The following is a 24678-nucleotide window of genomic DNA, read 5'->3' on the forward strand; positions in this document are numbered from 1 at the left end:
ATGTAATAAAACATACATAAAAAAGATAAAATTGTCTTATTTATTTTTAATAAAAAACGAGCAACAATTAATGCTGCCCGTTTTCAATTAAAAATTCATTTTTATAATTCTAACTTATTCAGCATCAACAGCATCACCATCTAACGTAAATGTTATAGGAACGCTTGATCCTTTAGGTGAAACTCTAACATAACCTTGCATTTCTTGATGCAATGCAGAACAGAAATCGGTACAATAGAATGGCCATACACCAACATTTTTAGGATACCATTTAAACGTTTCCGTTTGGCCTGGCATAATTAACAATTCAGATGTTTGTGCTCCAATCATAGAAATTCCGTGTGGAACATCATAATCTTGTTCTAAGTTTGTTACGTGGAAAAATACTTCATCTCCAACTTGTATACCTTCAATATTATCTGGTGCAAAGTGAGAACGAATCATTGTCATATAAATATGTACTTCGTTTCCATCTCTCACAACTTTAGCATCAGCCTCGGATTTTGTAACATACTTATGTTTATTCTCTTCTAACTTAAAGAATTTTTTAGAATTAGCTTTTATAATATCAGCTGGAATACCTGCAGCATAATGTGGTTCTCCAATTGTTGGAAAGTCTAGCAATAATTCCATTTTTTCACCTGTTATATCATATAATTGTGCAGATTGTGTTACTTCAGGACCTGTTGGTAAATAACGGTCTTTTGTAATTTTATTCATTGCCAATACGTACTTTCCAAAAGGTTTTCTTGAATTTCCTCCAGGAATCATTAAGTGACCAACTGAGTAATATGTAGGTTTTCTATCAATTACTTCCCAAGTTCCTAATTTCCATTTTACAACTTCAGAAGAGATAAAGAAAGTAGTATATGCATTCCCTTTTCCATCAAACTCTGTATGTAAAGGACCTAACCCTGGTTGCTTTACTGCACCAGCTAAAATTTCTTCGTATTGTAAAATTGGAATACCATAAGCTTCTCCATCGAATTTTTCTCCTTCAATTGCAGCAAGCATTTTAGTAAATGAATGGGCAGTTAGTTCTGCAGCTAATTTACCACTACCAATAATATATTCACCTGATGGGTCAACATCACAACCGTGAGGAGATTTTGGTGTTGGTAAGAAATAGATTGCTCCAGGAACATCAGAAGGATTTACAATTAAAATCTCATCTTTCATTGTTGAAGTTGCAGTATGTGTATGCTCGTCGTAAACATTATGCGCATAATTTGTTGGTGCTTTTGTTCCACCACCATTATTTACATATTCTTCAATTTTTTTCCAGTTAATTGCTGCAATAAAATCTTTATCGTTTTGAGATGCATTTACTTCTAATAAAGAGTTTGCCTCTTCGGTATTATACGTTGTAAAGAAGAACCATCCGTGAGATTTTCCTCTTCCAGGATGCGATAAATCATAATTAAAACCTGGCATCATAATTTGAAACTTAATATCCATTCCTCCATCTTCTGGGTCAACAGAAATAAAAGTTAATGCTCCTTTAAAGTTTCCTTTATACTCAGCAATTGGCATATCTTTTTGAGGATAAGGCACAGAAAAACGTGTACCTGCAACCACATATTCAGTGTTTTCAGTTACAAATGAAGAACTGTGATTACCCGCAGAATTAGGAATTTCAATAATTTCAGTAGTTTCAAATGTTGTTAAATCAATTTTTGCAATACGAGGTGTATTGTTTCCATTAATAAAAACCCAACGACCATCTAATTCACCAGCAGTTTGAGATATGTCTGGGTGATGTGAATCATCCCAAGGAATAAAACCGTGAGAAGTGTTTAACATTGGTTTTGTTTCTTCGTTAAAACCATACGCTTTTTCAGCATCTACTGAAAAAACTGGAATAACTTTAAATAATCTACCCGAAGGAAGACCATAAACCGCTAATTGACCGCTAAATCCACCAGATACAAATGCATAGAATTCATCGTGTTCACCTGGTGCAACATAAACTTTCTCAGCAGCACTACTTGATAAAGCACCACTTTTTTTGTCTGAGCCTCCATTACCACAACTACTAAATACTAATGAAAGTACTGTAATTGCAAATAAAGATTTAAAAATTGTTTTCATAATTATTTGATTATTATTTGTTGTTTGTTCAATGTTTATTTAAAAACCTATTCGGCTTTTACTGTTCTAAAATATTCTAATATTAATCTAGCTTCTTTTTCTGTTAAACTTTGATTTGCCATTGGAGATAAATACTCTGCTAATAATTGTTTAGCTGCTGGGTTTTTTTCAACCATTTCTTCTGGATTTAAAATCATATTCATAATCCATTCTGGAGTACGTCTTTCTGTAACACCAGCTAAACCAGGTCCCACAAAACGCTTACTCATTTTATGACAAGCAGAACATTTAGCTTTAAAAACTTCTTTTCCCTCAGCTGCCATTGCTTCATCAATTTCTCCTAAGGTTATACTTGAAATAGGACCAATTCCTTTATCTTTCATTGGGTCTAATTCAACCACTTCTTTTTCCGCTTCTTTAGGAGCTTCAACTTTATCTTTTTTCTTTTCGTCACCACCGCAACTTGACATAATTGCTACAGCTATTGCTAATACTAATACTTTTAGTTTCATTCGTTTCTTAATTATTTATGCTATTTTTTTCTTAATTATTCAGCTGGGACCAACACATCGTCTATTACGTGAATCCAGCCATTACTTACTTGTACTGTTTTTAATACTTTTGTTCCACCAACATATAAACCATCTTCTCTATTTTCTACAACCAAATATTTACCTGAAGCCATATACAACTTACGTCCTTTTTTAGCTTCTTTTTTAAGTTGTGTATCAGGATAATTTGCTGGTGCTACATGATTTTTTAATATAAATGCTAATTGCTCTTTGTTTTCTGGTTTTACAAGAGTCTCAACAGTACCTTCAGGTAGTTTAGCAAACGCACTATTTAAAGGTGCAAAAACTGTTAGTGGACCCACATTTACTAATGCATCATCAACACCTGCTGCGTCAATTGCAGCTACTAAAGTTGAAAAATCTGGTAAAGATTTAGCTACCTGTAATGCGTTTGCAGCTGATTCTTCATCTACAACAGTAGATTGACCTTGTGCTTCTTCTATTTCTGTGGAGTTAGTTTCTGCAGCTTGCCCTTTCTTTTCAGCCTCACCACAAGATACTAAAAGGACAAGAATTAGGGTGAAAAATGAAATAAATAATTGATTTGTTTGTTTGGTTTTCATAATTGATTATTTAATATTTAAGTTTTATTTTTAAATACAGCAATCCATTTTAAAAATGCAAAGTTATATTTTTATTTCAAAATAAAAGACAAAATTGTCTTTTATTTCATTGTAACAAAAGTAACACTTTTTATCCGGAATCTCAAGTTATTTTTGCATAATAATACTTATCTAAAAATGGTGTAAGTATTTGTATTTAAGAACGTCCAATGTTCTATTATAAAAAAATAAAAATTTATGATTAGCAAATTAATTTCGAGTAGTATAAAAAAGGGAGTTTCTTATTCAACCTATAGAACTTTAATAAAAGGCTTATTAGTTGAAGGAAAATCTACCGGTAACGAGCAATCTGAAGCACTTTTAGAGTATAGTATTTTGAATGATAAACGCATGGATAGGCTGGATAAAACATTGAAAATTTCAGAAGAAACCTCCAATGCTTTAAATAAACTAACCGATAATTTTACTTTATTAGTATTGGCCGAAGGTTGGTGTGGAGATGCTGCTCAAATACTCCCTGTAATTAATAAAATTGCTGAATCTTCTTCTAAAATTGAATTAAAAATTGTTTGCAGAGACGAAAATGAAGGCTTAATGAATCAGTTTTTAACAAATGGTGGTAAAGCTATTCCAAAAGTAATTGTAGTTAATAACAAAAATGAAGTTGTGAATTCCTGGGGCCCAAGACCTTCTGTAGCTACAAAAATGGTAAATGATTATAAAGTTGCTCATGGTGGTTTAGATGACACTTTTAAAAAAGATTTACAAATTTGGTATAATAAAGACAAGGGAAATAATACCCAAAAAGACTTGTTAAATATCTTAGAAACTTCCGCTGTTGAAGTGAGCTAATTTAGTCTACCTTTACACTCTAATTTAAAGAAATGATTGTAGATTTTAAAAAAATTCCTAATTGGTGTAAATTGTGGGTTTTTCCTTCAAGTAGAAAATTTTATCCTCAAGAAATTGAAGGTTTAAAAGAACGTATCGAAGAGTTTTTAACAAATTGGACAAATGAAGGGCAATCTTTAGCATGTTCTTATCAATTAAAATACGATCGGTTTATTATAATTTCTGTTGACAATTCTGAAATAAGTTTGAGTTTGAAAGCACATGATACTTTAACTGCTTTTATACTTGAGTTAGAAAAACTTTATGATGTTGTTTTATTAGACAAAATTAATGTTTGTTACAAACAAGGTGAGTTTGTGCAATACAAAGATTTAAAAGAATTTAAAAAAATGATGAAGAGTAAGGGTGTTTCTAAAAAAACAATTGTTTTTGATAATATGATTATAACCAAAGCCGAATTAGAAAACGATTGGGAAATTAACATTATGGATAGCTGGTTAGGACGTTTTTTATAAGAAAATCATTCCAATACCGAAGGAAAAACTATTTAGTCTTCCATTTTCAAAATCTGCAATTTGTTTATTATGAAAATCCATACTTAATATAACACTGTTGTTTCTTTCTGAAGAAATATGATATCCCATACCTAGTTTATAATATTTTCCACGTTCAAAAGCTTTTCCTAATTTAAGTAACTTCCCTACTCCACCTCCAACATAAAACTTATCATCATCCGATTGAAAAATAGAGAATTTTGCATCTACATAATAAGGAATTGCTAAAATATCAACATCTGGATGCACGTCTAAACCTAAATTAATACCGGTTGTAATAAAATTATTTATTTTTACATCTATTCCGTTTCTTAAAAAAATAGCATTTGGTGCAATTGGAGACCAATCTGTTTTTTCTAAATAATCGTCGTATTCACCAAAATTCTCATTGGCAGTAAATGTAACATTTAAAGTAAAATTATAATTTACAGCTCTTTGAGAATAACAAAGAACACTTCCAAACAAAATTATAACCAACAGAATTTTTTTCATAAAACATTTATAGCTTCAAACTGGCTATAAAGTCATCAATTTTCATACCATTATCCACATTAAAATTTCCAATCTTAGTTCTTCTTAACGCTGTTAGATGTCCTCCTGAATTTAATGCAGCACCAAAATCGTTTGCTAAAGAACGAATGTAAGTGCCTTTACTGCACACAACTCTAAACTCAATCTTTGGCAAGTCAATTTTTGTTATTTCAAATTCTGAAATAATAATTTTTCTTGATTTAATTTCGGTGGTTTCTCCTGCCCTTGCAAGTTCATACAAACGTTTTCCATCTTTTTTCAAGGCTGAAAAAATTGGCGGAACTTGGTCTATTTCTCCAATAAATTGATGTGTGGTTTGTTGAATTAAATCTTCAGTAATATGCTCAATTGGAAAGGTTTGGTTTATTTCGGTTTCTAAATCGAAACTTGGAGTTGTAGCTCCTATAGTAATTTCTCCCGTATATTCTTTTATTTGACCTTGATATTCTTCAATCTTTTTGGTAAATTTACCCGTACAAAGTATTAATAAACCACTAGCCAAAGGATCTAATGTCCCTGCGTGACCTACCTTTATATTTTTAATTTTAAAACGTTGTTTAATTTCCCAGCGTAATTTATTTACCACCTGAAAGGAAGTCCAGTTTAAAGGTTTATCAATCAATAAAACTTGTCCGTCTTTATAATCTTCTAAAGTCATTAGTTATTTAATAAAGTTATAGCAATTGCAATTATTCCAACAATAAAACAATATAATGCAAAGTAAGAAAGTTTACTTTTTTTAACAATTGCAAGCATCCATTTACACGCAAATAAACCTGCGATAAATGAAGCAATAAAACCAACACTTAAAACTCCAATTTGATTGCTTTGAAAATTTATAGAACCCGACACTACATCTTTTGCTATTTTTCCAAAAATTAGTGGCACTACCATTAAAAATGAAAAGCGCGCAGCTTTTGTTCTATCAATTCCTAATAAAACAGATGAAGAAATTGTTGCTCCAGATCTAGAAATTCCAGGTAAAATTGCCAATGCTTGTGAAATTCCGACAACTATAGCATTAAAAAAAGATACATTCTTTGTTGTGATTTTGGCTTTATCGGCAAATAACAATAAAAGCGATGTTACTATTAGCATAAAACCAACTAATAATATTTGTCCACTAAAAAAAGATTCAAATTGTTCTTCAAAAAAAACACCCGCAATTACAGCAGGAATCATTGACAAAATTATTTTCAATGAAAATTTCAATTCTTCATTCCATTTAAACTGGAATAATCCTTTAAATATTTCAATAACTTCAACTCTAAAAACAAACAAGGTACTTAGGGCTGTTGCAAAATGCAATACAACAGTAAAAGTTAAACTTTCATTTGGCAAGGAATTATCTCCAAAAAGAGCTTTTGCTAATTCTAAATGTCCACTCGACGAAACGGGTAAAAATTCTGTTAATCCTTGAATAATCCCTAAGATTATTGCTTCAATATACCCCATAGTTTATTTTGAAGATTTCGCCATAATAGCATAAATTTCAATACCTAAACCAATAAGAACAAGTGTAGGAGCTAGCCTAATTCTTCTAAAATTATAGATTTCTTCATTAAAAATAGCAGGATCATCACTACCGCCACCAGCCATTAATATAAAGCCTAAACTTATAAAAGCAATACCAATTAGCATGAGTACATAATTTTTTTTACCGAATAAAAATTTGCTTTTATTTTCTTCTTTTTTCTTATTCATTTTTTTAGTAATAAAGTTCGTCTGTTCTTAAATTTAAAAATCGTTGAGTTGCAAAAAATGTACTTAACCAAGTTATTAAAATCCCCATTATGATAATAAATAAAAATAAAAAGCCTAACGCTTTATAGTCTGAAAGTAACTCTATTTCTGGCACCATTTTATTAATGTAAATAATAAAACCAACTAAGGCTGCATTGGATACTAAAGCACCTATAATTCCAAGTTTTATACTTTTCCAAATAAAGGGCCTTCTAATAAATCCTTTTGTCGCACCTACCATCTGCATAGTCTTGATTGTAAATCTTTTAGAATAAATAGAAATACGGATAGAACTATTTATAAGCACCACTGCAATTAAGGTAAATAAGGCACTCAGAAGCAACATCCAGAAACTAATACGGTTAATATTTTTTGTCAATAATTCAATCAAAGGCTTATCATACACAACTTCAGCAACAATACTTCTTATCAGCAGGTTTTTTTCAATCTCACCCATTTGTTCTGGTGTAACAAAATCCGATTTTAATGTTACATCAATAGCATTTTTTAACGGATTGTCTCCTAAAAATTCCACAAAATCTTCGCCAATTTCTTCCGCATAGATTTCAGCTGCTTCTTTTTTTGATATATATACAACCTCTTTCGAATACTCTGCTTGTTTCAATTCTGCTTCTAGAATCTCAACATCATTAGATTTGGCATTGTCATTTAAAAATATAGTAATGGCTACTTTTTCTTTAAAATGATTGGATATTGTATTGGTTTTTAGTAAAATAACACCTAAAAAGCCCACTAAAAAAAGTACTAAGGCAATACTAATAATTACTGAAAGATAGGAAGATCTTAATCTTCTTTTTTGATATTTATCGAAAGAATTATTCAAAAGTTATATGTATTATAGAGTTTGCAATATACAAATTTTGTTTATAGCTATTAAGCGTAATTTATTGGTTTTTTGTAAAACAACTTAACCTCTTTTTAGTTATGATATAAAAAGAAGCATTGTATTAAACCTTACCAGTAAATATCTTATAAAAACATATTAAAGTTACTTACTTATTTATTATTTTAAAACAATGCTTACTTAAAACTTATATTATGTACATTTAAATCTTATTTTTGCACTATGGAAACAAACAGACAAAAAAAAATAGCAGGAGTTTTACAAAAAGACTTGGCAGATGTGTTACAAAATGCAGCACGAGATGGAATGAAAGGAGTTATTATTTCTGTTACTAAAGTGCAAGTTACATCAGATTTAGGGCAAGCAAAAGTTTTTATTAGTGTTTTCCCTCAAATAAAACGAGATATAATTTTAAAAGGTGTTCAAGAAAATACAGCTACAATTCGCTATGAAATGGCCAAACGAACACGCAACCAATTAAGACGTATGCCTGAACTTTTATTTTATATTGATGATACGTTAGATTATATTGAAGATATTGACAATGCTTTAAAAGGCAAAAAAGAAAATCCAATTAAAAATCCTGATATTTTAGACAAACGTCAAAAACGATAGCTTGAATTTTCCTTTATACATAGCCAAACGTTATTTATTTTCAAAAAGTAGTAATAACACCATAAATATTATTACCATAATTGCAACAATTGGTGTAATTATTGGCACATTGGCTTTGTTTATAGTGTTGTCTGGATTTTCTGGGCTAAGAACTTTTAGTATTGGTTTTTTAAACACTGCAGATCCCGACATAAAAATTACATCGGTAAAAGGCAAATCTTTTCTTTTTAATGCTAAAATTAAAGATAATATTAACGCTCAAAGCAATATCGTTTCTTATACAAAGGTAATTGAGGAACGTGCTTTTTTTGAATTCAATAAAAAAACACATATTGCTTATATTAAAGGAGTTGATTCCAATTACACAAAAGTTAACAGTATAGATTCAACAGTATATGTTGGAACTTGGTTAGACCAAAAAATTCCAAATGGAGCAATTGTCGGAAATGGTATTTCTAATTTATTATCTGTTGGCGTTTTTGATTTTCTGGAACCTCTAAAAATATATGTTCCAAAACCAGGAAAAGGCTATGCTACAAATCCAACAGATGCCTTTAACCAAATTAAAACACAACCAATTGGTGTTTATTCTTTAACTGAAGAAGTTGACAAAAAATACACGTTTATTTCTTTAGAATTAGCTCAAATTTTATTGAATTACAAACCTGAACAAGTTTCCGCAATTGAACTAAAAGTTGAAAATCTAAAAAATAGAGATGAAACTATTGCCGCATTAAAAAACAACTTAGGAAGCGAATTTAATATTGAAACCAGAGAACAATTGAATGCAGTTTTTTACAAAATGTTGAATACCGAAAATTTAGCATCCTATTTAATTTTTACACTCATTTTAATAATCGCATTATTCAATGTTATTGGAGCAATTATAATGATGATTTTGGACAAAAAAGATAATTTAAAAACACTTTATAATTTAGGTGCAACTATAAAAGATATTAAGCGTGTTTTTATTTTACAAGGTTTTTTATTATCGCTATTTGGTTTGTTTATTGGTCTTTCTATAGGTGTAATTTTAGTACTGCTACAAAAAAAATATGCGTTATTTATGATAACACAACATCTTGCCTATCCTGTTGAACTTAAACTTTATAATGTAATTTCTGTGGTTATTACTATATTAATATTAGGTTATTTAGCGGCTCTCATTGCGAGTAGTAGAATTTCCAAAAAATTAGTTGAATAATATTTCTTCCTTTATTTTTAAATAAAGAATTATTCTGTTAAATTTACTATGACATTTAAAAGAGTTACAGTAATATAATTCATTATTTACATGACTCAAAAGGTAAAACCTTTATTTTTATTATAAATAATTACTATTAAGATACATTTATAATAGTTACTACTTATATTTAATTTGAATTAAACTTAAAAGATAAAAATCATGAGCAATTCAAAAGATGATAAATGCCCAGTTGATCACAATCAAAATTCTAAAAAAGAAGAACCGAATTCTGAAGGAAGATGTCCTGTAATGCACGGAGGAAATACTTCGTCAAATCAATCTGTAATGGATTGGTGGCCCAAAGCATTAAATTTAGATATTTTACACCAACACGATACAAAGACAAATCCTTTACAATCCAATTTTAACTATCGTGAAGAATTAAAAAAATTAGATATTGAAGCATTAAAAAAAGATGTGCATAACTTAATGACGGATAGTCAAGAATGGTGGCCTGCAGATTGGGGTCATTATGGCGGATTAATGATTCGCATGGCTTGGCACTCTGCAGGAACATATAGAACTGCCGATGGACGCGGTGGAGGTGGAACAGGAAATCAACGTTTTGCACCTCTTAACTCTTGGCCAGATAATGTCAATTTAGATAAAGCAAGACGCTTACTTTGGCCAATTAAGAAAAAATATGGAAACAAAATAAGTTGGGCCGATTTAATTATTTTGGCAGGAACCATTGCCTATGAAAATATGGGATTAAAAACCTTTGGTTTTGCTTTTGGTAGAGAAGATATTTGGCATCCTGAACAAGATATTTATTGGGGAGCTGAAAAAGAATGGTTAGCACCAAGCGATAGTCGTTATGAAAATTTAGAAGACCCTGCAACTATGGAAAATCCGTTGGCAGCGGTACAAATGGGATTGATTTATGTGAATCCTGAAGGTGTAAATGGAGTTCCTGATCCATCAAAAACGGCAGAGCAAGTTCGTGAAACATTCAAAAGAATGGCCATGAACGATGAAGAAACTGTTGCTTTAACTGCAGGTGGACATACCGTTGGAAAAGCTCATGGAAATGGAGATGCTAGTATTCTTGGTCCAGACCCAGAATCTGCTGGTGTTGAAGAGCAAGGTTTAGGTTGGTCGAACCCAAATAAATCTGGTAAAGGTCGTTATACAGTAACAAGTGGATTAGAAGGCGCTTGGACTTCTCATCCAACAAAATGGGATAATGGTTTCTTTGAAATGTTATTTAACCACGAATGGGAATTATGTAAAAGTCCTGCAGGAGCTTGGCAATGGGAACCTAAAGCGATAAAAGAAGAAGATAAACCTGTAGATGTTGAAGATTTTACCATTCATCAAAATCCTATGATGACTGATGCAGATATGGCGATGAAAGTTGATCCAGCTTATAAAGAAATCTCATTAAAATTTATGAATGATTTTGATGCTTTTTCTGATGCTTTTGCACGTGCCTGGTTTAAATTAACACACCGTGATATGGGCCCTAAATCTTGTTATTTTGGACCAGATGTCCCCAAAGAAGATTTAATTTGGCAGGATTCTATTCCCATAGGAAAAGGAGCATATGATATTACTGCTGTTAAAGAAAAAATTACAAATTCTGGATTGAATATTTCTGAAATGGTTACAACCGCTTGGGATAGTGCTAGAACATTTAGAGGTTCAGACAAGCGTGGAGGTGCAAATGGCGCAAGAATTAGATTAATTCCTCAGAAAGATTGGGAAGGTAACGAGCCAGAAAAATTAGCAAAAGTACTTTCAGTTTTAGAGCCAATTGCTGCCGAATTTGGTATAAGCATTGCAGATACTATTGTATTGGCAGGAAATGTGGGTATTGAGAAAGCAGCAAAAAATGCAGGGATAAATCTTAAAGTCCCTTTTGCTCCTGGACGTGGCGATGCAACAAATGAAATGACAGATATAGAATCTTTTGAACCATTAGAGCCATTAGCTGACGGTTATAGAAACTGGTTGAAAAAAGAATACATTGTAAGTCCAGAAGAGCTGATGCTTGATCGCACGCAGTTAATGGGCTTAACAGCTCCTGAAATGACCGTTTTATTAGGTGGAATGCGCGTTATAGGAACAAACTATGGCGGAACAAAATACGGTGTATTTACTGATTCTGTTGGAGCCTTAACCAACGACTTTTTTGTAAACCTAACAGATATGGGTTACGATTGGGAACCTTCAGAAAAGGGATTGTATAATATTCGTTCTAAAAAAACTGGAAAAGTAAAATATACTGCTACACGCATTGATTTAGTCTTTGGTTCAAACTCAATTTTACGATCTTATGCTGAATTTTACGCACAAGATGACAATAAAGAAAGGTTTGTGCAAGATTTTGTGGATGCTTGGGTAAAAGTAATGAATGCAGATAGATTCGATTTAAAATAAATAAAAGCATAATTCAAAAAAAGCAGTTTGATAGTTTCAAACTGCTTTTTTATTATTACGCAAATTTTTGCAACACTTCATCAAAAACATTGTAAACATCTTCTAACTTATCAGAAGTCACCATTTTTAAACGGTATTCTTTAAAATGTGGAATTGCTCTAAAATAATTGGTATAATGCCTTCTCATTTCCATAACACCAACAATTTCACTTTCCTTCCAATCTATAGACATTTGCAAGTGGCGTTTTGCCATTTTTACTCTTTCAGGAATACTAATTTCCGGCAAATGCGATCCAGTTTCAATAAAGTGCTTTACTTGTTTAAAAAACCATGGATTTCCTATACTTGCCCTTCCAATCATTGCACCATCTAAACCATATTTATCGCGCATTTCCACGGCGCGTTCTGGCGTATTTACATCTCCATTACCAAATACAGGAATATGCATTCTAGAATTGTTTTTCACCTCAGCAATTGGCGCCCAAGTAGCATTTCCTTTATACATTTGCGCTCGTGTTCTTCCGTGAATCGAAATAGCCGCACATCCAACATCTTGTAGGCGTTCCGCAACCTCTACAATTTTTATAGAACTTTCGTCCCAGCCTAAACGCGTTTTTACGGTAATAGGTAAATTGGTATGTTTAACCATGGCTTCTGTTAAACTTACCATTAAATCTATATCCTTTAAAATTCCAGCTCCAGCACCTTTACTTACTACTTTTTTTACAGGACATCCAAAATTTATATCAATAATATCTGGTTTCGATTTCTCTACAATTTCAACAGTGCGCAACATCGATTCTAAATTTGCCCCAAAAATTTGAATTCCAACCGGACGTTCTTTTTCATAAATATCCAATTTTTTTTTGCTTTTTGCAGCATCACGAATCAACCCTTCACTAGAAATAAATTCGGTATATACAACATCAGCGCCTTGTTCTTTGCACAAAGCTCTAAACGGCGGATCACTCACATCTTCCATTGGCGCTAACAACAACGGAAAGTCGTTCAATTCTATATCTCCAATTTTTACCAAAACAAAAAAAATTAAGTGTGCAAAAATACATAAATATTTTTTATCATTCGAGCGTTACCTTTCAGATTTTATTTTCCGTTAAATCTGTTTTTGATGTTTCGCCTTATAACATTTTAAAAAAAGGTATTATCTAAATCACTAGCCTAAAATAATGATCTATAACCATAAATTTGATTAAAAAACTGTTAATCTTCATTTTCGAACTTTGAAATAATCTGTATTTTTACATTCAAAATGAATAAAATGTCAAAAAAATACAACTGGGCAATTTTAGGCTGTGGAAATATTGCTAAAAAATTTTCTACAGAATTAAAAATGTTGCCAAACGCTAATTTATATGCAACTGCTTCAAGGAATATAGAAAACGCTCAAAACTTTGCCAATCAATTTGGATTTGAAAAAGCTTATGGTTCTTATCAAGAAATGGTTGAAGACCCAAATGTTGACATTGTGTATATTGCAACACCCCATAATTTTCATTTAGAGCATACCTTATTATGTTTAAAATATAAAAAAGCAGTGTTATGCGAAAAAGCTTTTGCTATAAATTCTAAAGAAGTTGAGCAAATGATTACTTCTTCAAAAGAAAATAACACCTTTTTAATGGAAGCTTTCTGGGTGATCTTTAGACCAAAGTATTTAAAAGTACAGGAAATTATAGCTTCAGAAAATTTAGGAAAACTAAAATTTGTAAAATCAGATTTTATGTTCAACGGAGAATACAATCCACAAAATAGGTTGTATAATGTTGACTTAGGAGGTGGATCTTTATTAGATATTGGAATTTATTCAATTTTTACGGCACTTATGTTTTTAGGCGTTCCAGATCAAGTTAAATCCATACCCCATTTTAGTCCAACAGGTTCCGAAGAAAGTATTTCTATGCTATTTGGTTATAAAAATGGTGCAACCGCAGTATTAACATCAAGTTTTGATTCGGAATACAAAAATGAATCTGAGCTGTGTTTTGAAAATGGAATTATAAAATACGATCGTTTTTCTAAGGACCCAATCTTATTAATTACAAACAAAAAAACTACTGAAATATCTTTTGAAAATGGACCAAATTTAGGTTATCAATTTGAAGCGATTCACGTAATGGAATGTTTGGGCAAGAATCTAAAAGAAAGTCCTATTCTACCTCTTTCTTTAAGTTTAAAATTAATGAATATTTTAGATGATGTTAGAAAAGATGCAGGTATTATTTTTCCAAATCACGACTAGATTTTATTTTCATTTTTGGAACAAATATTTAGTTATCTTTGCGGCAAATAAAGTAGAAAGGAATACGAAGTATGAAAAGAATAAGAAATTTTTGCATTATAGCTCATATTGATCACGGTAAAAGCACATTAGCTGATAGATTGTTGAGTTTTACAGGAACTACAACCGCTCGTGAAGAACAAGCACAATTATTAGATAGTATGGATCTAGAGCGTGAACGTGGTATTACCATAAAAAGTCACGCCATACAAATGGATTATATATTTGAAGGAGAAAAATATGTCTTAAATTTAATTGACACTCCTGGCCACGTTGACTTTTCTTACGAAGTTTCTCGTTCAATCGCTGCCTGTGAAGGCGCATTGTTAATTGTAGATGCAGCACAAAGCATACAAGCTCAAACAATTTCAAATTTATATTTGGCTTTGGAAAACGATTTGGAAATAATTCCAGTTCTTAATAAAGTTGATTTACCAGGGGCTAATCCAGAAGAAGTTACAGATGATATTGTTGATTTATTAGGTTGTGATCCTGATGAAGTGATTCATGCAAGTGGAAAAACTGGTTTTGGGGTTGAAAATATTTTAAAAGCTATTATTGAAAGAGTTCCTGCTCCTAAAGGAGATGAAAACGCTCCATTGCAAGCCTTAATATTTGATTCGGTTTACAATTCATATAGAGGTGTTGAAACCTATTTTAGAGTTTTTAATGGCGAAATAAAAAAAGGACAGCGCATTAAATTTATGGCTACTAACAACGAATACTTTGCTGATGAAGTTGGCACTTTAAAATTAAAACAAGTTCCTAAACAAAGTCTAAAAGCAGGTGATGTTGGTTATTTAATTACAGGAGTTAAAACAGCCAGTGAAATTAAAGTTGGAGATACTATTACAACTGTTGAAAACCCAACTAAAAACAGAATTGAAGGCTTTGAAGATGTTAAACCAATGGTGTTTGCTGGAATTTATCCAGTAGATACAGAAGATTATGAAGAGTTGCGTAATTCTATGGAAAAACTGCAATTAAATGATGCTTCTTTAGTATTTATTCCTGAAAGTTCTGCAGCGTTAGGATTTGGTTTTAGATGTGGCTTCTTGGGAATGCTGCATTTAGAGATTATACAAGAACGTTTAGAACGTGAGTTTGATATGACAGTTATTACAACTGTACCAAACGTATCTTACCACGCTTTTACTAATAAAAATCCTGATACTATATTATTGGTAAATAATCCTTCGGATTTACCTGAACCATCAAAATTAAACAGGGTTGAAGAGCCTTTTATAAAAGCAACTATTATTACTAAATCCGATTTTGTAGGACCCGTAATGAGTTTGTGTATAGAAAAGCGTGGCCAAATTGTGAATCAAACGTATTTAACACCAGAACGTGTTGAATTAACTTTTGATATGCCTTTAGCTGAAATTGTATTCGATTTTTACGATCGTTTAAAAACAGTTTCTAAAGGTTATGCCTCTTTTGATTACCATCCAACAGGTTTAAAAGCTTCAAAATTAGTAAAAGTTGATATTTTATTAAATGGACAATCCGTAGATGCACTTTCTGCATTAATCCACGCAGATAATGCTTATAGTATTGGTAAAAAAATGTGCGAAAAATTACGTCAATTAATCCCTCGTCAACAATTTGACATTCCAATTCAAGCGGCAATTGGTGCCAAAATAATTTCTAGAGAAACTGTAAAAGCACTTAGAAAAGATGTAACAGCAAAATGTTATGGTGGTGATATTTCTCGTAAACGTAAATTATTAGAAAAACAAAAGAAAGGTAAAAAACGGATGCGTCAGGTTGGGAATGTAGAAATTCCACAAGAAGCATTTATGGCAGTTTTGAAATTAAATGATTAAAAACTGAAATATAATTCATAAAAAAAAGCACCGAAATTCGGTGCTTTTTTTTATGATTGAATGAAAATTACTCTCCGTGCATCCAAGCTTTTTTAGCTAATAACTGCTCTTCAGTCTCTTCGTGGTCCTCATCTGGAACACAACAATCAACTGGACAAACAGAAGCACATTGTGGTTCATCGTGGAAACCTTTACACTCTGTACATTTATCAGTTACAATAAAGTAAAATTCATCAGATATTGGTTCGTTCATTTCGTCTGCATCAGCTTCTTCTCCATTTGGTAAAGTTATAGTTCCACTTAAAGAAGTTTCATCTGCATACGCCCACTCACTATCTGGTTCGTAAATCGCATTGTTTGGACACTCAGAAATACAAGCATCACAATTAATACATTCATCTGTTATTTTAATAGCCATGTTTACTTAATTTAAATATTTAATTATATACAAAATTAAAAAAAATTATACAAATCAATGTGACAAAAGTCATTTACTATTCTAAAAAGTAAATTTAAATTTGATTTAAATTATTTGTATAGAAATTATTCATAAATTTAAATAAAATTTTTTAATTATCATAAATTATGATTACAACAAAAACAAAACCACAACTTGAAGTACTGGAAGCAGTAATTATTAGGTTTGTTGGTGATTCTGGAGACGGAATGCAGCTTACAGGAACACAGTTTTCAGATACGTCAGCTATGTTTGGTAACGATATTGCCACATTCCCTAATTACCCATCAGAAATTAGAGCTCCACAAGGAAGTTTATATGGGGTTTCGGGGTTTCAGGTTCATATTGGTAGTGTAGAGATTAGCACCCCAGGTGATGAGGTTGATTTACTTGTGGCAATGAATCCTGCTGGTTTAAAAACCAATTTACATGCCGTAAAACCAGGTCATACGATTATTGTTGATACTGATGCTTTCACTAAAAAAAATTTAGAAAAAGCACAATATGAAACGAATCCATTAGAAGATGATAGTTTAGAAAATTATCGTGTTATTCAAGTTTCTATGACTTCTTTAACAAAAGAATCTTTAAAGGGTGTTGAAGGACTTGATAATAAATCTATTACACGAAGTAAAAACATGTTTGCTTTAGGTATGGTTTATTGGATGTATGATAGATCCACAGAGCATACTGAAGAATTTTTCAATAAAAAATTTAAATCGAAACCTAGTGTTATTGAAGCTAATACAAGAGTTTTAAAAGCGGGTTATAATTATGCAAATACACTGGAGTTAATTCCAACAGCATACACTATTTCACCTGCAAAAATGGATCCTGGAACCTATAGAATAATTATGGGTAATACGGCAACAGCCTGGGGATTTCTAGCTGCAGCTGAAAAATCTGGTTTAGAATTATTTTTAGGATCCTACCCTATTACTCCGGCTACAGATATTTTGCACGAATTGGTAAAACATAAACACTTTGGTGTTAAAGCATTTCAGGCAGAAGATGAAATTGCAGGTATTGCTTCTGCTATTGGTGCTTCATTTGCTGGTGATTTGGCAATTACAACGACATCTGGGCCTGGATTGGCTTTAAAAGGTGAAGCATTAGGCTTGGCTATGATGATTGAATTACCTTTAGTTGTGGTAAACGTGCAACGTGGAGGTCCTTCAACAGGATTGCCAACAAAAACAGAACAATCAGATTTATTACAAGCACTTTATGGACGAAATGGAGAAAGCCCAGTAATTGTAGTTGCTGCAAGCACACCTGCAAACTGTTTTAATTATGCTTACAATGCCGCAAAATTAGCCTTAGAACATATGACTCCGGTAATCTTACTTACAGATGGTTATATTGCAAATGGTTCTGCTCCATGGAAAGTACAATCAGTAAATGACATGCCTGAAATTAAAAGTAATCTTGTTAATGAAGTAACAGAAAATTGGCATCCTTACAACAGAAATGAAGACTCTTTAGCAAGAAATTGGGCAGTCCCTGGGACTCCTGGTTTTGAACATAGAGTTGGTGGATTAGAAAAAGATAAAATTACTGGTAACGTATCTTATGTTCCTGAAAACCATGAGTACATGACCAAAATAAGAGCTGAAAAAGTAAAGCGTGTACAAAATTACATTCCTAATTTAGAAACTGAATTTGCCGAAACTGGAGATTTATTAGTAATTGGGTGGGGTGGTACTTATGGATCTTTACATTCTGCTGTAAAACATTTGTATGAGGAAGAAGGATATACAAATATTGGTTTTGCTCATTTTAATTATATAAATCCACTTCCAAAAAACACAGAAGAAATATTAACAAAATTTAAAAAAATTGTTGTTTGTGAATTAAACAACGGTCAATTCTCGAAAGTATTAAAAATAAACTTTAATGGGTTTGAATTTTTACAACATAATAAAGTTCAAGGATTACCATTTGGAAATACCGAATTAACTGAAAAATTTAAACAACTAGTAAAATAATTATGGAAACAGCTGTAAAAAAATATACATTTAAAGATTTTGCAAGTGACCAAGAAGTAAGATGGTGTCCTGGTTGTGACGATTATGTTATTTTGCGTTCTATGCAAAAAGCACTTCCAGAAATGGGTGTTAAAAAAGAAGACGTTGTCTTTATTTCTGGTATTGGATGCTCGTCTCGTTTTCCATATTATATGGATACTTATGGGATGCATGGAATTCACGGTAGAGCTCCTGGAATTGCTTCAGGTGTAAAATTAGCCAATCCTAATTTAAGCGTTTGGGTAGTAACGGGTGACGGTGATGCCATGGCAATTGGAGGGAATCATTTTATCCATGTTTTACGAAGAAACATCGATTTAAATATTATCCTTTTTAATAATGAAATTTATGGTTTAACCAAAGGACAGTTTTCTCCTACTTCATTAGTCGGTCAAAAAACAAAATCTTCTCCTTATGGAAATACGCAACCTCCTTTTCAACCTGGTGAATTAGCTATTGGTGCACAAGCGCGATTTTTTGCTAGAATAGGTGGGAACAATCCAAAGGATATGACTCAAATATTTATTGAAGCAGAAAAATTTAAAGGAACTTCTTTAATCGAAGTTTTACAAAACTGTGTGATTTTTAACGACGGATGTTTTACTAATGTTACCGATAAAGCTGTTAAAGAAGATAAACAAATCTACCTAGAACATGGTAAACCTATGATTTTTGGTAAAAACAGAGATAAAGGATTGGTTTTAAACGGACTTAAACTAGAGGTTGTCACTATTGGTGAAAACGGAATTACACAAGAAGACTTATTAGTTCATAATGCCAAAGAAAAAGACCCAACACTACATCAAATGCTTGTTCGATTAGAATATCCTTTAGCAACAGGAATTATCAGAAGTTTTAACGATGTTACCTTAGAAGAACAAGAAGATGCACTTACTGCTCAAGTAAAAGCAAATTCTAACTTCAAAAAAACAGACGATCTCTTCTTTTCTGGTGAAACCTATAAGGTTAAGTAATAAAAGTGACATAGATAGCTGATTTTTATCAGCTATCTTTTTTTTATGTACATTTATATTTGCAATAAATTTTTAAATTATTAAGTATTTAATTTAATTAATCTACTACATTTGTAGACTAACTAAAAAAACATAAAAAATGGGCTCAGAAGCAATTATTGTATTTCTGTTAGCTGGCATTGCATTAGTTGCTGGCGCAAACTTTTTATCGAATTTAATTTCACATAAATCAGACAATCCTCAAAAAAGAGAACCTTATGAAAGTGGTATGACTACTGTTGGACCAACTTGGGTTCAATTTAAAGTAGGTTATTACCTTTTTGCAATCTTATTCTTAATTTTTGATGTAGAAGTTGCTTTTTTAATTCCTTGGGCTGTTGTGTTTAAGGACGTTGGAACAGTTGCTTTTATTGAAATCACTATCTTTTTAGTTATTTTAGGATTGGGATTATTATACGCTTGGAAAAAAGGAGCATTAAAATGGGAGTAGAAAAAAAACGATATGTTAGTCAAATGGAACCGAATGAGTCTGTTCCAAAAGTACCTGCAGATTTTCCTGGAAAAGTAATTCCTGCTGGTAATGGAGCAAACGTAATAGTTACTTCATTAGATCAAATAATTAATTGGGGAAGATCTAATTCTTTGTGGTCTTTGTATTTTGGTACAAGTTGTTGTGCTATTGAAATGATGCAAACTGGTGCAGCACGACACGATTATTCAAGATTCGGATTTGAGGTTGCAAGACCTTCTCCACGTCAAGCAGATTTAATTATTATTGCTGGAACCATAGTTAATAAAATGGCACCTGTTTTACGTCGTTTATACGATCAAATGGCAGAACCAAAGTACGTAATTGCAATGGGTGCCTGTGCAATATCTGGAGGTCCGTTCTTCTACAATTCATATTCCGTAGTAAAAGGTGCTGATCACGTAATTCCTGTAGATGTTTATGTTCCTGGTTGTCCACCACGTCCTGAATCTTTATTAGAAGGTATGTTAATGCTTCAAGATAAGATTCGAACCGAAAACATGAAACAAAAAGAAAATCCTATTGATGGGTTTGATGAAGGATTATAAAACTGAAGTTATGACCAACCAAGCATTACAAAACTTAATAAGCATCTGGATTCCAGATTTGGAATTTACTGAAGAAGGTTCACAATTTTTAAATATTTCTGTAAAACCTGAACAATTACACCAATTATTATCTCAATTAAAAAGCAATAACGAAACTAGTTTCGATTATTTATTTTGTCTAACAGGAATGGACTGGGGGAAAGAATTAGGTGTTATTTATCATTTAGAATCTACCTCACACAGACATATTATTGTTGTAAAGGTTCAAACTGAAGATAGAGAAAATCCAACATTAGACTCTGTTTGTGATATTTGGAAAACTGCTGATTTTCACGAACGAGAAGTATACGATTTCTTCGGAATAAAATTTATTAACCATCCAAATTTAAAACGTTTGTTTTTAACTGATGAATGGGAAGGATTTCCTTTAAGAAAAGACTATGTAGATGAAATTAATATGGTTATTAAGTAATTATGGATACAACTATAAAAAACAGCAACTTAAAATCGGAAGAATATTTCATAAATATGGGACCTCAACACCCTGCAACTCACGGTGTTTTGCGTTTATTATTAACCATTGATGGTGAAATTATTAAAAAAGTTGAACCAGATTTAGGCTATATTCATCGCTCTATTGAAAAAATGTGTGAACGCGATAGCTACCAGCAAATTGTGCATTTAACAGATAGAATGGATTATTTGTCTTCACATATAAATAATGAAGCTGTTTGTTTAACAGTTGAAAATGCATTGCAATTAGAAATTCCAGACCGTGTTAAAGTTATAAGAACTATAATTGGTGAATTAACCAGAATAGCTTCACATTGTCTTTGGTGGGGAGTTATGGGAATGGATGTTGGTGCATTAACAACTTACTTTTACGGTTTTAGAGACCGTGAAATGATTAACGATATTTTTGAGGAAACTTGTGGGGCTCGTTTAACAATGAACTACAACATTCCCGGTGGTTTAATGTTTGATATTCATCCTAATTTTGTAAAAAGAACTAAAGAGTTTATTGCCCATTTTAAAACAAAATTACCTGAATACGACACCTTATTAACTGGAAACGTAATTTTTCAAAAACGAATGAAAGGTGTTGGAATTTTAACCAAAGAAGATGCTATCTCATTTGGAGCTTCTGGCCCTGTTGGTCGTGGTTCTGGATATTCTTGTGATGTTAGAAAATACCATACATATAGTGCTTACGATAAAGTTACTTTTAATGAAGCCTTAAAAACTGATGGAGATAGTTTTGCACGATACCAAGTTAGAATTCAAGAAATGTGGGAATCAATGTCTATTATAGAACAATTAATTGACAATATTCCTGAAGGCGATGTTCAAGTTGCTACCAATGCTGTTATAAAATTACCAAAAGGTGAATTTTATCAAAAAGTTGAAACTGCACGTGGTGAGTTAGGTGTTTATATTAATAGTACAGGTACTAAAAACCCTTACCGAGTTAAATTCCGTTCTCCTGGGTTTTCAAACCTTTCATTATTAAATCATATTGCTGTTGGCGGTAAAATTGGTGATTTAGTTGCTTCTATGGCAACCTTAGATCTTGTAATTCCAGATATTGACAGATAAAATTAACACAATGAATATATCATTAAATATAACAACAACCATTACTGAATTTCTATCAGGATTTATGTCTGAAGGAGCAGCAAATATTGGTACAATGGTTGTAATTGCACTAATTTACCTAGCTATTTTTGCTGTAGCAGGTTTGTACTTGGTTTTATTAGAAAGAAAAGTAGCTGCATGGTTTCAATTGCGCTTAGGGCCTAATAGAGTTGGGCCTTGGGGTTTATTACAAACAATGGCAGATGCTTTAAAATTAGTTTCAAAAGAATTAACTGGAACCGTAAAAGCTGATAAATTTTTATACAATTTAGCACCTTATTTTGTAATTGTATCGTCATTAATGGCATTGGCTGTTTTTCCTTTCACTAAAGAATTTCAAGCGTTTGACATCAATATTGGACTCTTCTTTTTAATTGCTATTTCATCTATAGGTGTTATTGGAATCTTATTAGGAGGTTGGGCAAGTAATAATAAATTTGCTTTAATTGGAGCAATGCGTAGTGGAGTTCAAACTATAAGTTACGAACTTTCTGTTGGATTGTCATTAATTACAATGGTTTTGCTTACAGGAACGCTTCAACTTTCAGAAATAATAGAAGTTCAAAAAAATGGTTGGCTAATTGTTCAAGGTCATATTCCAGCAATAATTGCATTTATGATTTATATGATTGCAGGTACTGCAGAAACAAACAGAGCTCCTTTTGATATGGTGGAAGCCGAAAGTGAACTTGGAGCAGGTTTTCATACAGAGTACTCAGGAATGAAATTCGCTTATTTCTTTTTAGCTGAATTTATAAACATGTTTATTATAGCAGCAGTAGCTACAACCGTCTTTTTTGGTGGTTGGCTTTCACCTTTTGGAATAACAGAATCTATTCCTTGGTTAGGTGTATTTTGGTTTATAGGTAAAACATTTATGTTAGTATTTTTAATGATGTGGTTTCGCTGGACGTTCCCAAGATTAAGAGTTGACCAATTATTAACACTTGAGTGGAAATACTTATTACCATTAAACTTACTAAACATCATTTTAATGGCATTAATTGTTTGGCTAAACCTAACAATTCAATTTTAAAGATTATGAGTTATTTTGGAGACATAGTTAAAGGGATAAAAACATTACTTACTGGTATGAGTGTTACCGGAAAGTATTTTATCACTTCAAGAAAAGGAGCTATTACACAGCAATATCCCGATAATAGAGAAACCTTAAAAATGTTTGAGCGTTTTCGTGGTGAAGTTGTAATGCCGCACGATGAAAATAATGAACACCGTTGCACTGGTTGTCAGAAATGTGAAATTGCCTGCCCAAACGGTACTATTGAAATTATTTGGGACCGACAAATTGATCCTGAAAGTGGTAAAAAGAAAAAAATGATAGACCAACACATTTACCATTTAGGTATGTGTACAATGTGTGGTTTATGTATTGAAGCTTGTCCTACTGATGCCATTGTTTGGGCTCAAAATTTTGAAAACTCGGTGTACGACAGATCTTCTTTGACCAAAGTTTTAAATCAACCAGGCTCTAAATTAAAAGCCGGTGTAGAAGAATAAGCATATGGAAAAAATTATATTTTACATTTTAGCATTGATATTAATTGTTTTTGCAATTGCCTCGGTAACAAGTAAAAAAATGCTTCGATCTGTTATTTACTTATTATTTGTATTGTGTGGAATCGCCGGAATTTACTTTTTAATTGACTATAACTTTTTAGCAGCCATTCAATTAACAGTTTATGCAGGAGGAATTATTGTATTAATCATCTTTTCAGTAGTATTGGTGCATCATATTGAAATGGAATTGGAATTAGCAAAACGTTCTAAACAACTATTAGTTGGTTTGGCTTGTTTAGTTGGATTGGGTGTCTTTTTAACTACTATACATTCGCACGAATTTAATGTGGTTGAAAATTCTGTAACTACAAGTACAGAAGAAATTGGATTAGGCTTATTAAGTTATGAAACTGGTGGATTTATTTTACCATTTGAAGTAATAAGTGTGCTTCTATTAGCCTCAATGATTGGTGCAATTGTAATTGCAAAAGGAAAAAAACTAACCGACAAAAATGATACTACATTATGATAGCCGGAATTAGCATATATGAAATTTTAACTGTAACCTCTATCCTATTTTTTATAGGAGTGTACGGTTTTATTACCAGAAAAAACTTGATTTCAATTTTAATGTCAATTGAATTGATTTTAAACGCATCGGTTATCAATTTTGTTGTTATCAACAAATATTTATACCCAGATATGTTACAGGGCGTTTTCTTTTCAATATTTATTATTGCGGTAGCTGCTGCAGAGACTGCACTAGCCGTTTCTATAATAATAAATTTGTACAGACAAATTGCCTCTGTTGAAGTTAAGGACACTGAAATTATGAAATATTAATAGTT

The 24678-nt window shown here is 31.9% G+C and carries 27 protein-coding genes; 17 read left to right on the plus strand and 10 right to left on the minus strand.

Annotation, left to right across the window (positions count from 1 at the left end; genetic code table 11):
* Nucleotides 1-114 precede the first annotated feature (114 nt).
* The 3 genes from nosZ to IEW75_RS04715 are packed head-to-tail and all read right to left on the minus strand — an operon-like array spanning nt 115 to nt 3226.
* Entirely contained in the window at nt 115-2091 is a 1977-nt protein-coding gene (gene nosZ, locus IEW75_RS04705; RefSeq protein WP_134247242.1) for a Sec-dependent nitrous-oxide reductase, read from the minus strand.
* A 47-nt stretch (nt 2092-2138) separates the two neighbouring features.
* Complete coding sequence (locus IEW75_RS04710) at nt 2139-2603, minus strand: c-type cytochrome (protein ID WP_134247241.1); 465 nt, start codon at nt 2601-2603, stop codon at nt 2139-2141.
* A gap of 35 nt (nt 2604-2638) precedes the next feature.
* On the minus strand, nt 2639-3226 hold the full coding sequence (locus tag IEW75_RS04715; protein ID WP_134247240.1) for a fasciclin domain-containing protein: 588 nt from the start codon (nt 3224-3226) through the stop codon (nt 2639-2641).
* Between the two features lie 237 nt (nt 3227-3463).
* On the opposite strand from IEW75_RS04715, the gene IEW75_RS04720 reads away from it, so the two are divergent.
* Both IEW75_RS04720 and IEW75_RS04725 read left to right on the plus strand, forming a co-directional pair.
* Entirely contained in the window at nt 3464-4078 is a 615-nt protein-coding gene (locus IEW75_RS04720) for a thioredoxin family protein (protein WP_188703974.1), read from the plus strand.
* A 32-nt stretch (nt 4079-4110) separates the two neighbouring features.
* Nucleotides 4111-4593, plus strand: a complete 483-nt coding sequence (locus IEW75_RS04725) for an ABC transporter ATPase (RefSeq protein WP_134247239.1) — start codon at nt 4111-4113, stop codon at nt 4591-4593.
* Here IEW75_RS04725 and IEW75_RS04730 read toward each other — a convergent pair.
* Genes IEW75_RS04730 through IEW75_RS04750 form a run of 5 tightly spaced genes read right to left on the minus strand, consistent with a single transcriptional unit; the run spans nt 4588 to nt 7750 of the window.
* Entirely contained in the window at nt 4588-5124 is a 537-nt protein-coding gene (locus tag IEW75_RS04730) for a hypothetical protein (protein WP_134247238.1), read from the minus strand. The genes IEW75_RS04725 and IEW75_RS04730 overlap by 6 nt on opposite strands.
* A gap of 7 nt (nt 5125-5131) precedes the next feature.
* Nucleotides 5132-5821, minus strand: coding sequence for a tRNA pseudouridine(55) synthase TruB (gene truB, locus IEW75_RS04735; protein WP_134247237.1), 690 nt, complete (start codon nt 5819-5821; stop codon nt 5132-5134).
* Complete coding sequence (locus IEW75_RS04740) at nt 5821-6618, minus strand: undecaprenyl-diphosphate phosphatase (protein ID WP_134247236.1); 798 nt, start codon at nt 6616-6618, stop codon at nt 5821-5823. The genes truB and IEW75_RS04740 overlap by 1 nt, the downstream gene beginning before the upstream one ends.
* 3 nt (nt 6619-6621) lie before the next feature.
* A complete protein-coding gene (locus IEW75_RS04745) occupies nt 6622-6867 on the minus strand; it encodes a DUF3098 domain-containing protein (protein WP_134247235.1) in 246 nt (81 codons plus the stop codon).
* A 4-nt stretch (nt 6868-6871) separates the two neighbouring features.
* A complete protein-coding gene (locus IEW75_RS04750) occupies nt 6872-7750 on the minus strand; it encodes a cell division protein FtsX (protein WP_134247234.1) in 879 nt (292 codons plus the stop codon).
* A gap of 243 nt (nt 7751-7993) precedes the next feature.
* Here IEW75_RS04750 and rbfA point away from each other — a divergent pair, with 243 nt between their 5' ends.
* From rbfA to katG, 3 genes are all read left to right on the plus strand, one after another.
* On the plus strand, nt 7994-8386 hold the full coding sequence (gene rbfA, locus IEW75_RS04755) for a 30S ribosome-binding factor RbfA (RefSeq protein ID WP_134247233.1): 393 nt from the start codon (nt 7994-7996) through the stop codon (nt 8384-8386).
* A gap of 1 nt (nt 8387) precedes the next feature.
* Entirely contained in the window at nt 8388-9590 is a 1203-nt protein-coding gene (locus tag IEW75_RS04760; RefSeq protein ID WP_134247232.1) for an ABC transporter permease, read from the plus strand.
* A 201-nt stretch (nt 9591-9791) separates the two neighbouring features.
* Nucleotides 9792-12014 carry a catalase/peroxidase HPI gene (gene katG / locus IEW75_RS04765; protein ID WP_134247231.1) on the plus strand — a complete coding sequence of 741 codons (2223 nt, stop codon included), beginning with the start codon at nt 9792-9794 and terminating at the stop codon, nt 12012-12014.
* A gap of 55 nt (nt 12015-12069) precedes the next feature.
* Here the strand turns inward: katG and dusB are convergent, their stop codons facing one another.
* The gene (dusB, locus tag IEW75_RS04770) at nt 12070-13050 is read right to left on the minus strand and encodes a tRNA dihydrouridine synthase DusB (RefSeq protein ID WP_134247230.1); all 981 of its coding nucleotides are present in this window, start codon (nt 13048-13050) and stop codon (nt 12070-12072) included.
* 243 nt (nt 13051-13293) lie between these two features.
* Here dusB and IEW75_RS04775 point away from each other — a divergent pair, with 243 nt between their 5' ends.
* Both IEW75_RS04775 and lepA read left to right on the plus strand, forming a co-directional pair.
* The gene (locus tag IEW75_RS04775) at nt 13294-14274 is read left to right on the plus strand and encodes a Gfo/Idh/MocA family protein (protein ID WP_158283772.1); all 981 of its coding nucleotides are present in this window, start codon (nt 13294-13296) and stop codon (nt 14272-14274) included.
* A 71-nt stretch (nt 14275-14345) separates the two neighbouring features.
* Complete coding sequence (gene lepA, locus IEW75_RS04780; RefSeq protein ID WP_134247228.1) at nt 14346-16142, plus strand: translation elongation factor 4; 1797 nt, start codon at nt 14346-14348, stop codon at nt 16140-16142.
* Nucleotides 16143-16209: 67 nt separating this feature from the next.
* Here the strand turns inward: lepA and IEW75_RS04785 are convergent, their stop codons facing one another.
* Nucleotides 16210-16560, minus strand: coding sequence for a 4Fe-4S binding protein (locus tag IEW75_RS04785; RefSeq protein ID WP_134247227.1), 351 nt, complete (start codon nt 16558-16560; stop codon nt 16210-16212).
* 167 nt (nt 16561-16727) lie between these two features.
* Here IEW75_RS04785 and IEW75_RS04790 point away from each other — a divergent pair, with 167 nt between their 5' ends.
* The 10 genes from IEW75_RS04790 to nuoK all read left to right on the plus strand — a co-directional run bounded on the left by IEW75_RS04790 (nt 16728) and on the right by nuoK (nt 24673).
* Nucleotides 16728-18587, plus strand: coding sequence for a 2-oxoacid:acceptor oxidoreductase subunit alpha (locus tag IEW75_RS04790; RefSeq protein WP_134247226.1), 1860 nt, complete (start codon nt 16728-16730; stop codon nt 18585-18587).
* Between the two features lie 2 nt (nt 18588-18589).
* Nucleotides 18590-19600: a 2-oxoacid:ferredoxin oxidoreductase subunit beta gene (locus IEW75_RS04795; RefSeq protein ID WP_134247225.1), complete on the plus strand. Its 1011-nt coding sequence runs from the start codon at nt 18590-18592 to the stop codon at nt 19598-19600.
* 139 nt (nt 19601-19739) lie between these two features.
* Nucleotides 19740-20090 (plus strand): NADH-quinone oxidoreductase subunit A, encoded by a 351-nt coding sequence (locus IEW75_RS04800; RefSeq protein ID WP_134247224.1) that lies wholly within the window; start codon nt 19740-19742, stop codon nt 20088-20090.
* The gene (locus IEW75_RS04805; protein WP_229714395.1) at nt 20081-20677 is read left to right on the plus strand and encodes an NADH-quinone oxidoreductase subunit B; all 597 of its coding nucleotides are present in this window, start codon (nt 20081-20083) and stop codon (nt 20675-20677) included. Before IEW75_RS04800 ends, IEW75_RS04805 begins: the two co-directional genes overlap by 10 nt.
* A 10-nt stretch (nt 20678-20687) precedes the next feature.
* The gene (locus IEW75_RS04810; protein ID WP_134247971.1) at nt 20688-21149 is read left to right on the plus strand and encodes an NADH-quinone oxidoreductase subunit C; all 462 of its coding nucleotides are present in this window, start codon (nt 20688-20690) and stop codon (nt 21147-21149) included.
* A 2-nt stretch (nt 21150-21151) separates the two neighbouring features.
* Entirely contained in the window at nt 21152-22273 is a 1122-nt protein-coding gene (locus IEW75_RS04815; RefSeq protein ID WP_134247223.1) for an NADH-quinone oxidoreductase subunit D, read from the plus strand.
* Between the two features lie 10 nt (nt 22274-22283).
* On the plus strand, nt 22284-23348 hold the full coding sequence (gene nuoH / locus IEW75_RS04820) for an NADH-quinone oxidoreductase subunit NuoH (protein ID WP_134247222.1): 1065 nt from the start codon (nt 22284-22286) through the stop codon (nt 23346-23348).
* Nucleotides 23349-23353: 5 nt separating this feature from the next.
* On the plus strand, nt 23354-23830 hold the full coding sequence (locus tag IEW75_RS04825) for a 4Fe-4S binding protein (RefSeq protein ID WP_134247221.1): 477 nt from the start codon (nt 23354-23356) through the stop codon (nt 23828-23830).
* Nucleotides 23831-23834: 4 nt separating this feature from the next.
* The gene (locus IEW75_RS04830) at nt 23835-24359 is read left to right on the plus strand and encodes an NADH-quinone oxidoreductase subunit J family protein (protein WP_134247220.1); all 525 of its coding nucleotides are present in this window, start codon (nt 23835-23837) and stop codon (nt 24357-24359) included.
* Nucleotides 24356-24673, plus strand: coding sequence for an NADH-quinone oxidoreductase subunit NuoK (gene nuoK, locus IEW75_RS04835; RefSeq protein ID WP_089378982.1), 318 nt, complete (start codon nt 24356-24358; stop codon nt 24671-24673). Before IEW75_RS04830 ends, nuoK begins: the two co-directional genes overlap by 4 nt.
* The last annotated feature ends 5 nt before the right edge of the window (nt 24674-24678 follow it).

This window comes from Lutibacter litoralis (genome assembly GCF_014646675.1).
GTDB classification, from domain to species: Bacteria; Bacteroidota; Bacteroidia; order Flavobacteriales; family Flavobacteriaceae; genus Lutibacter; species Lutibacter litoralis.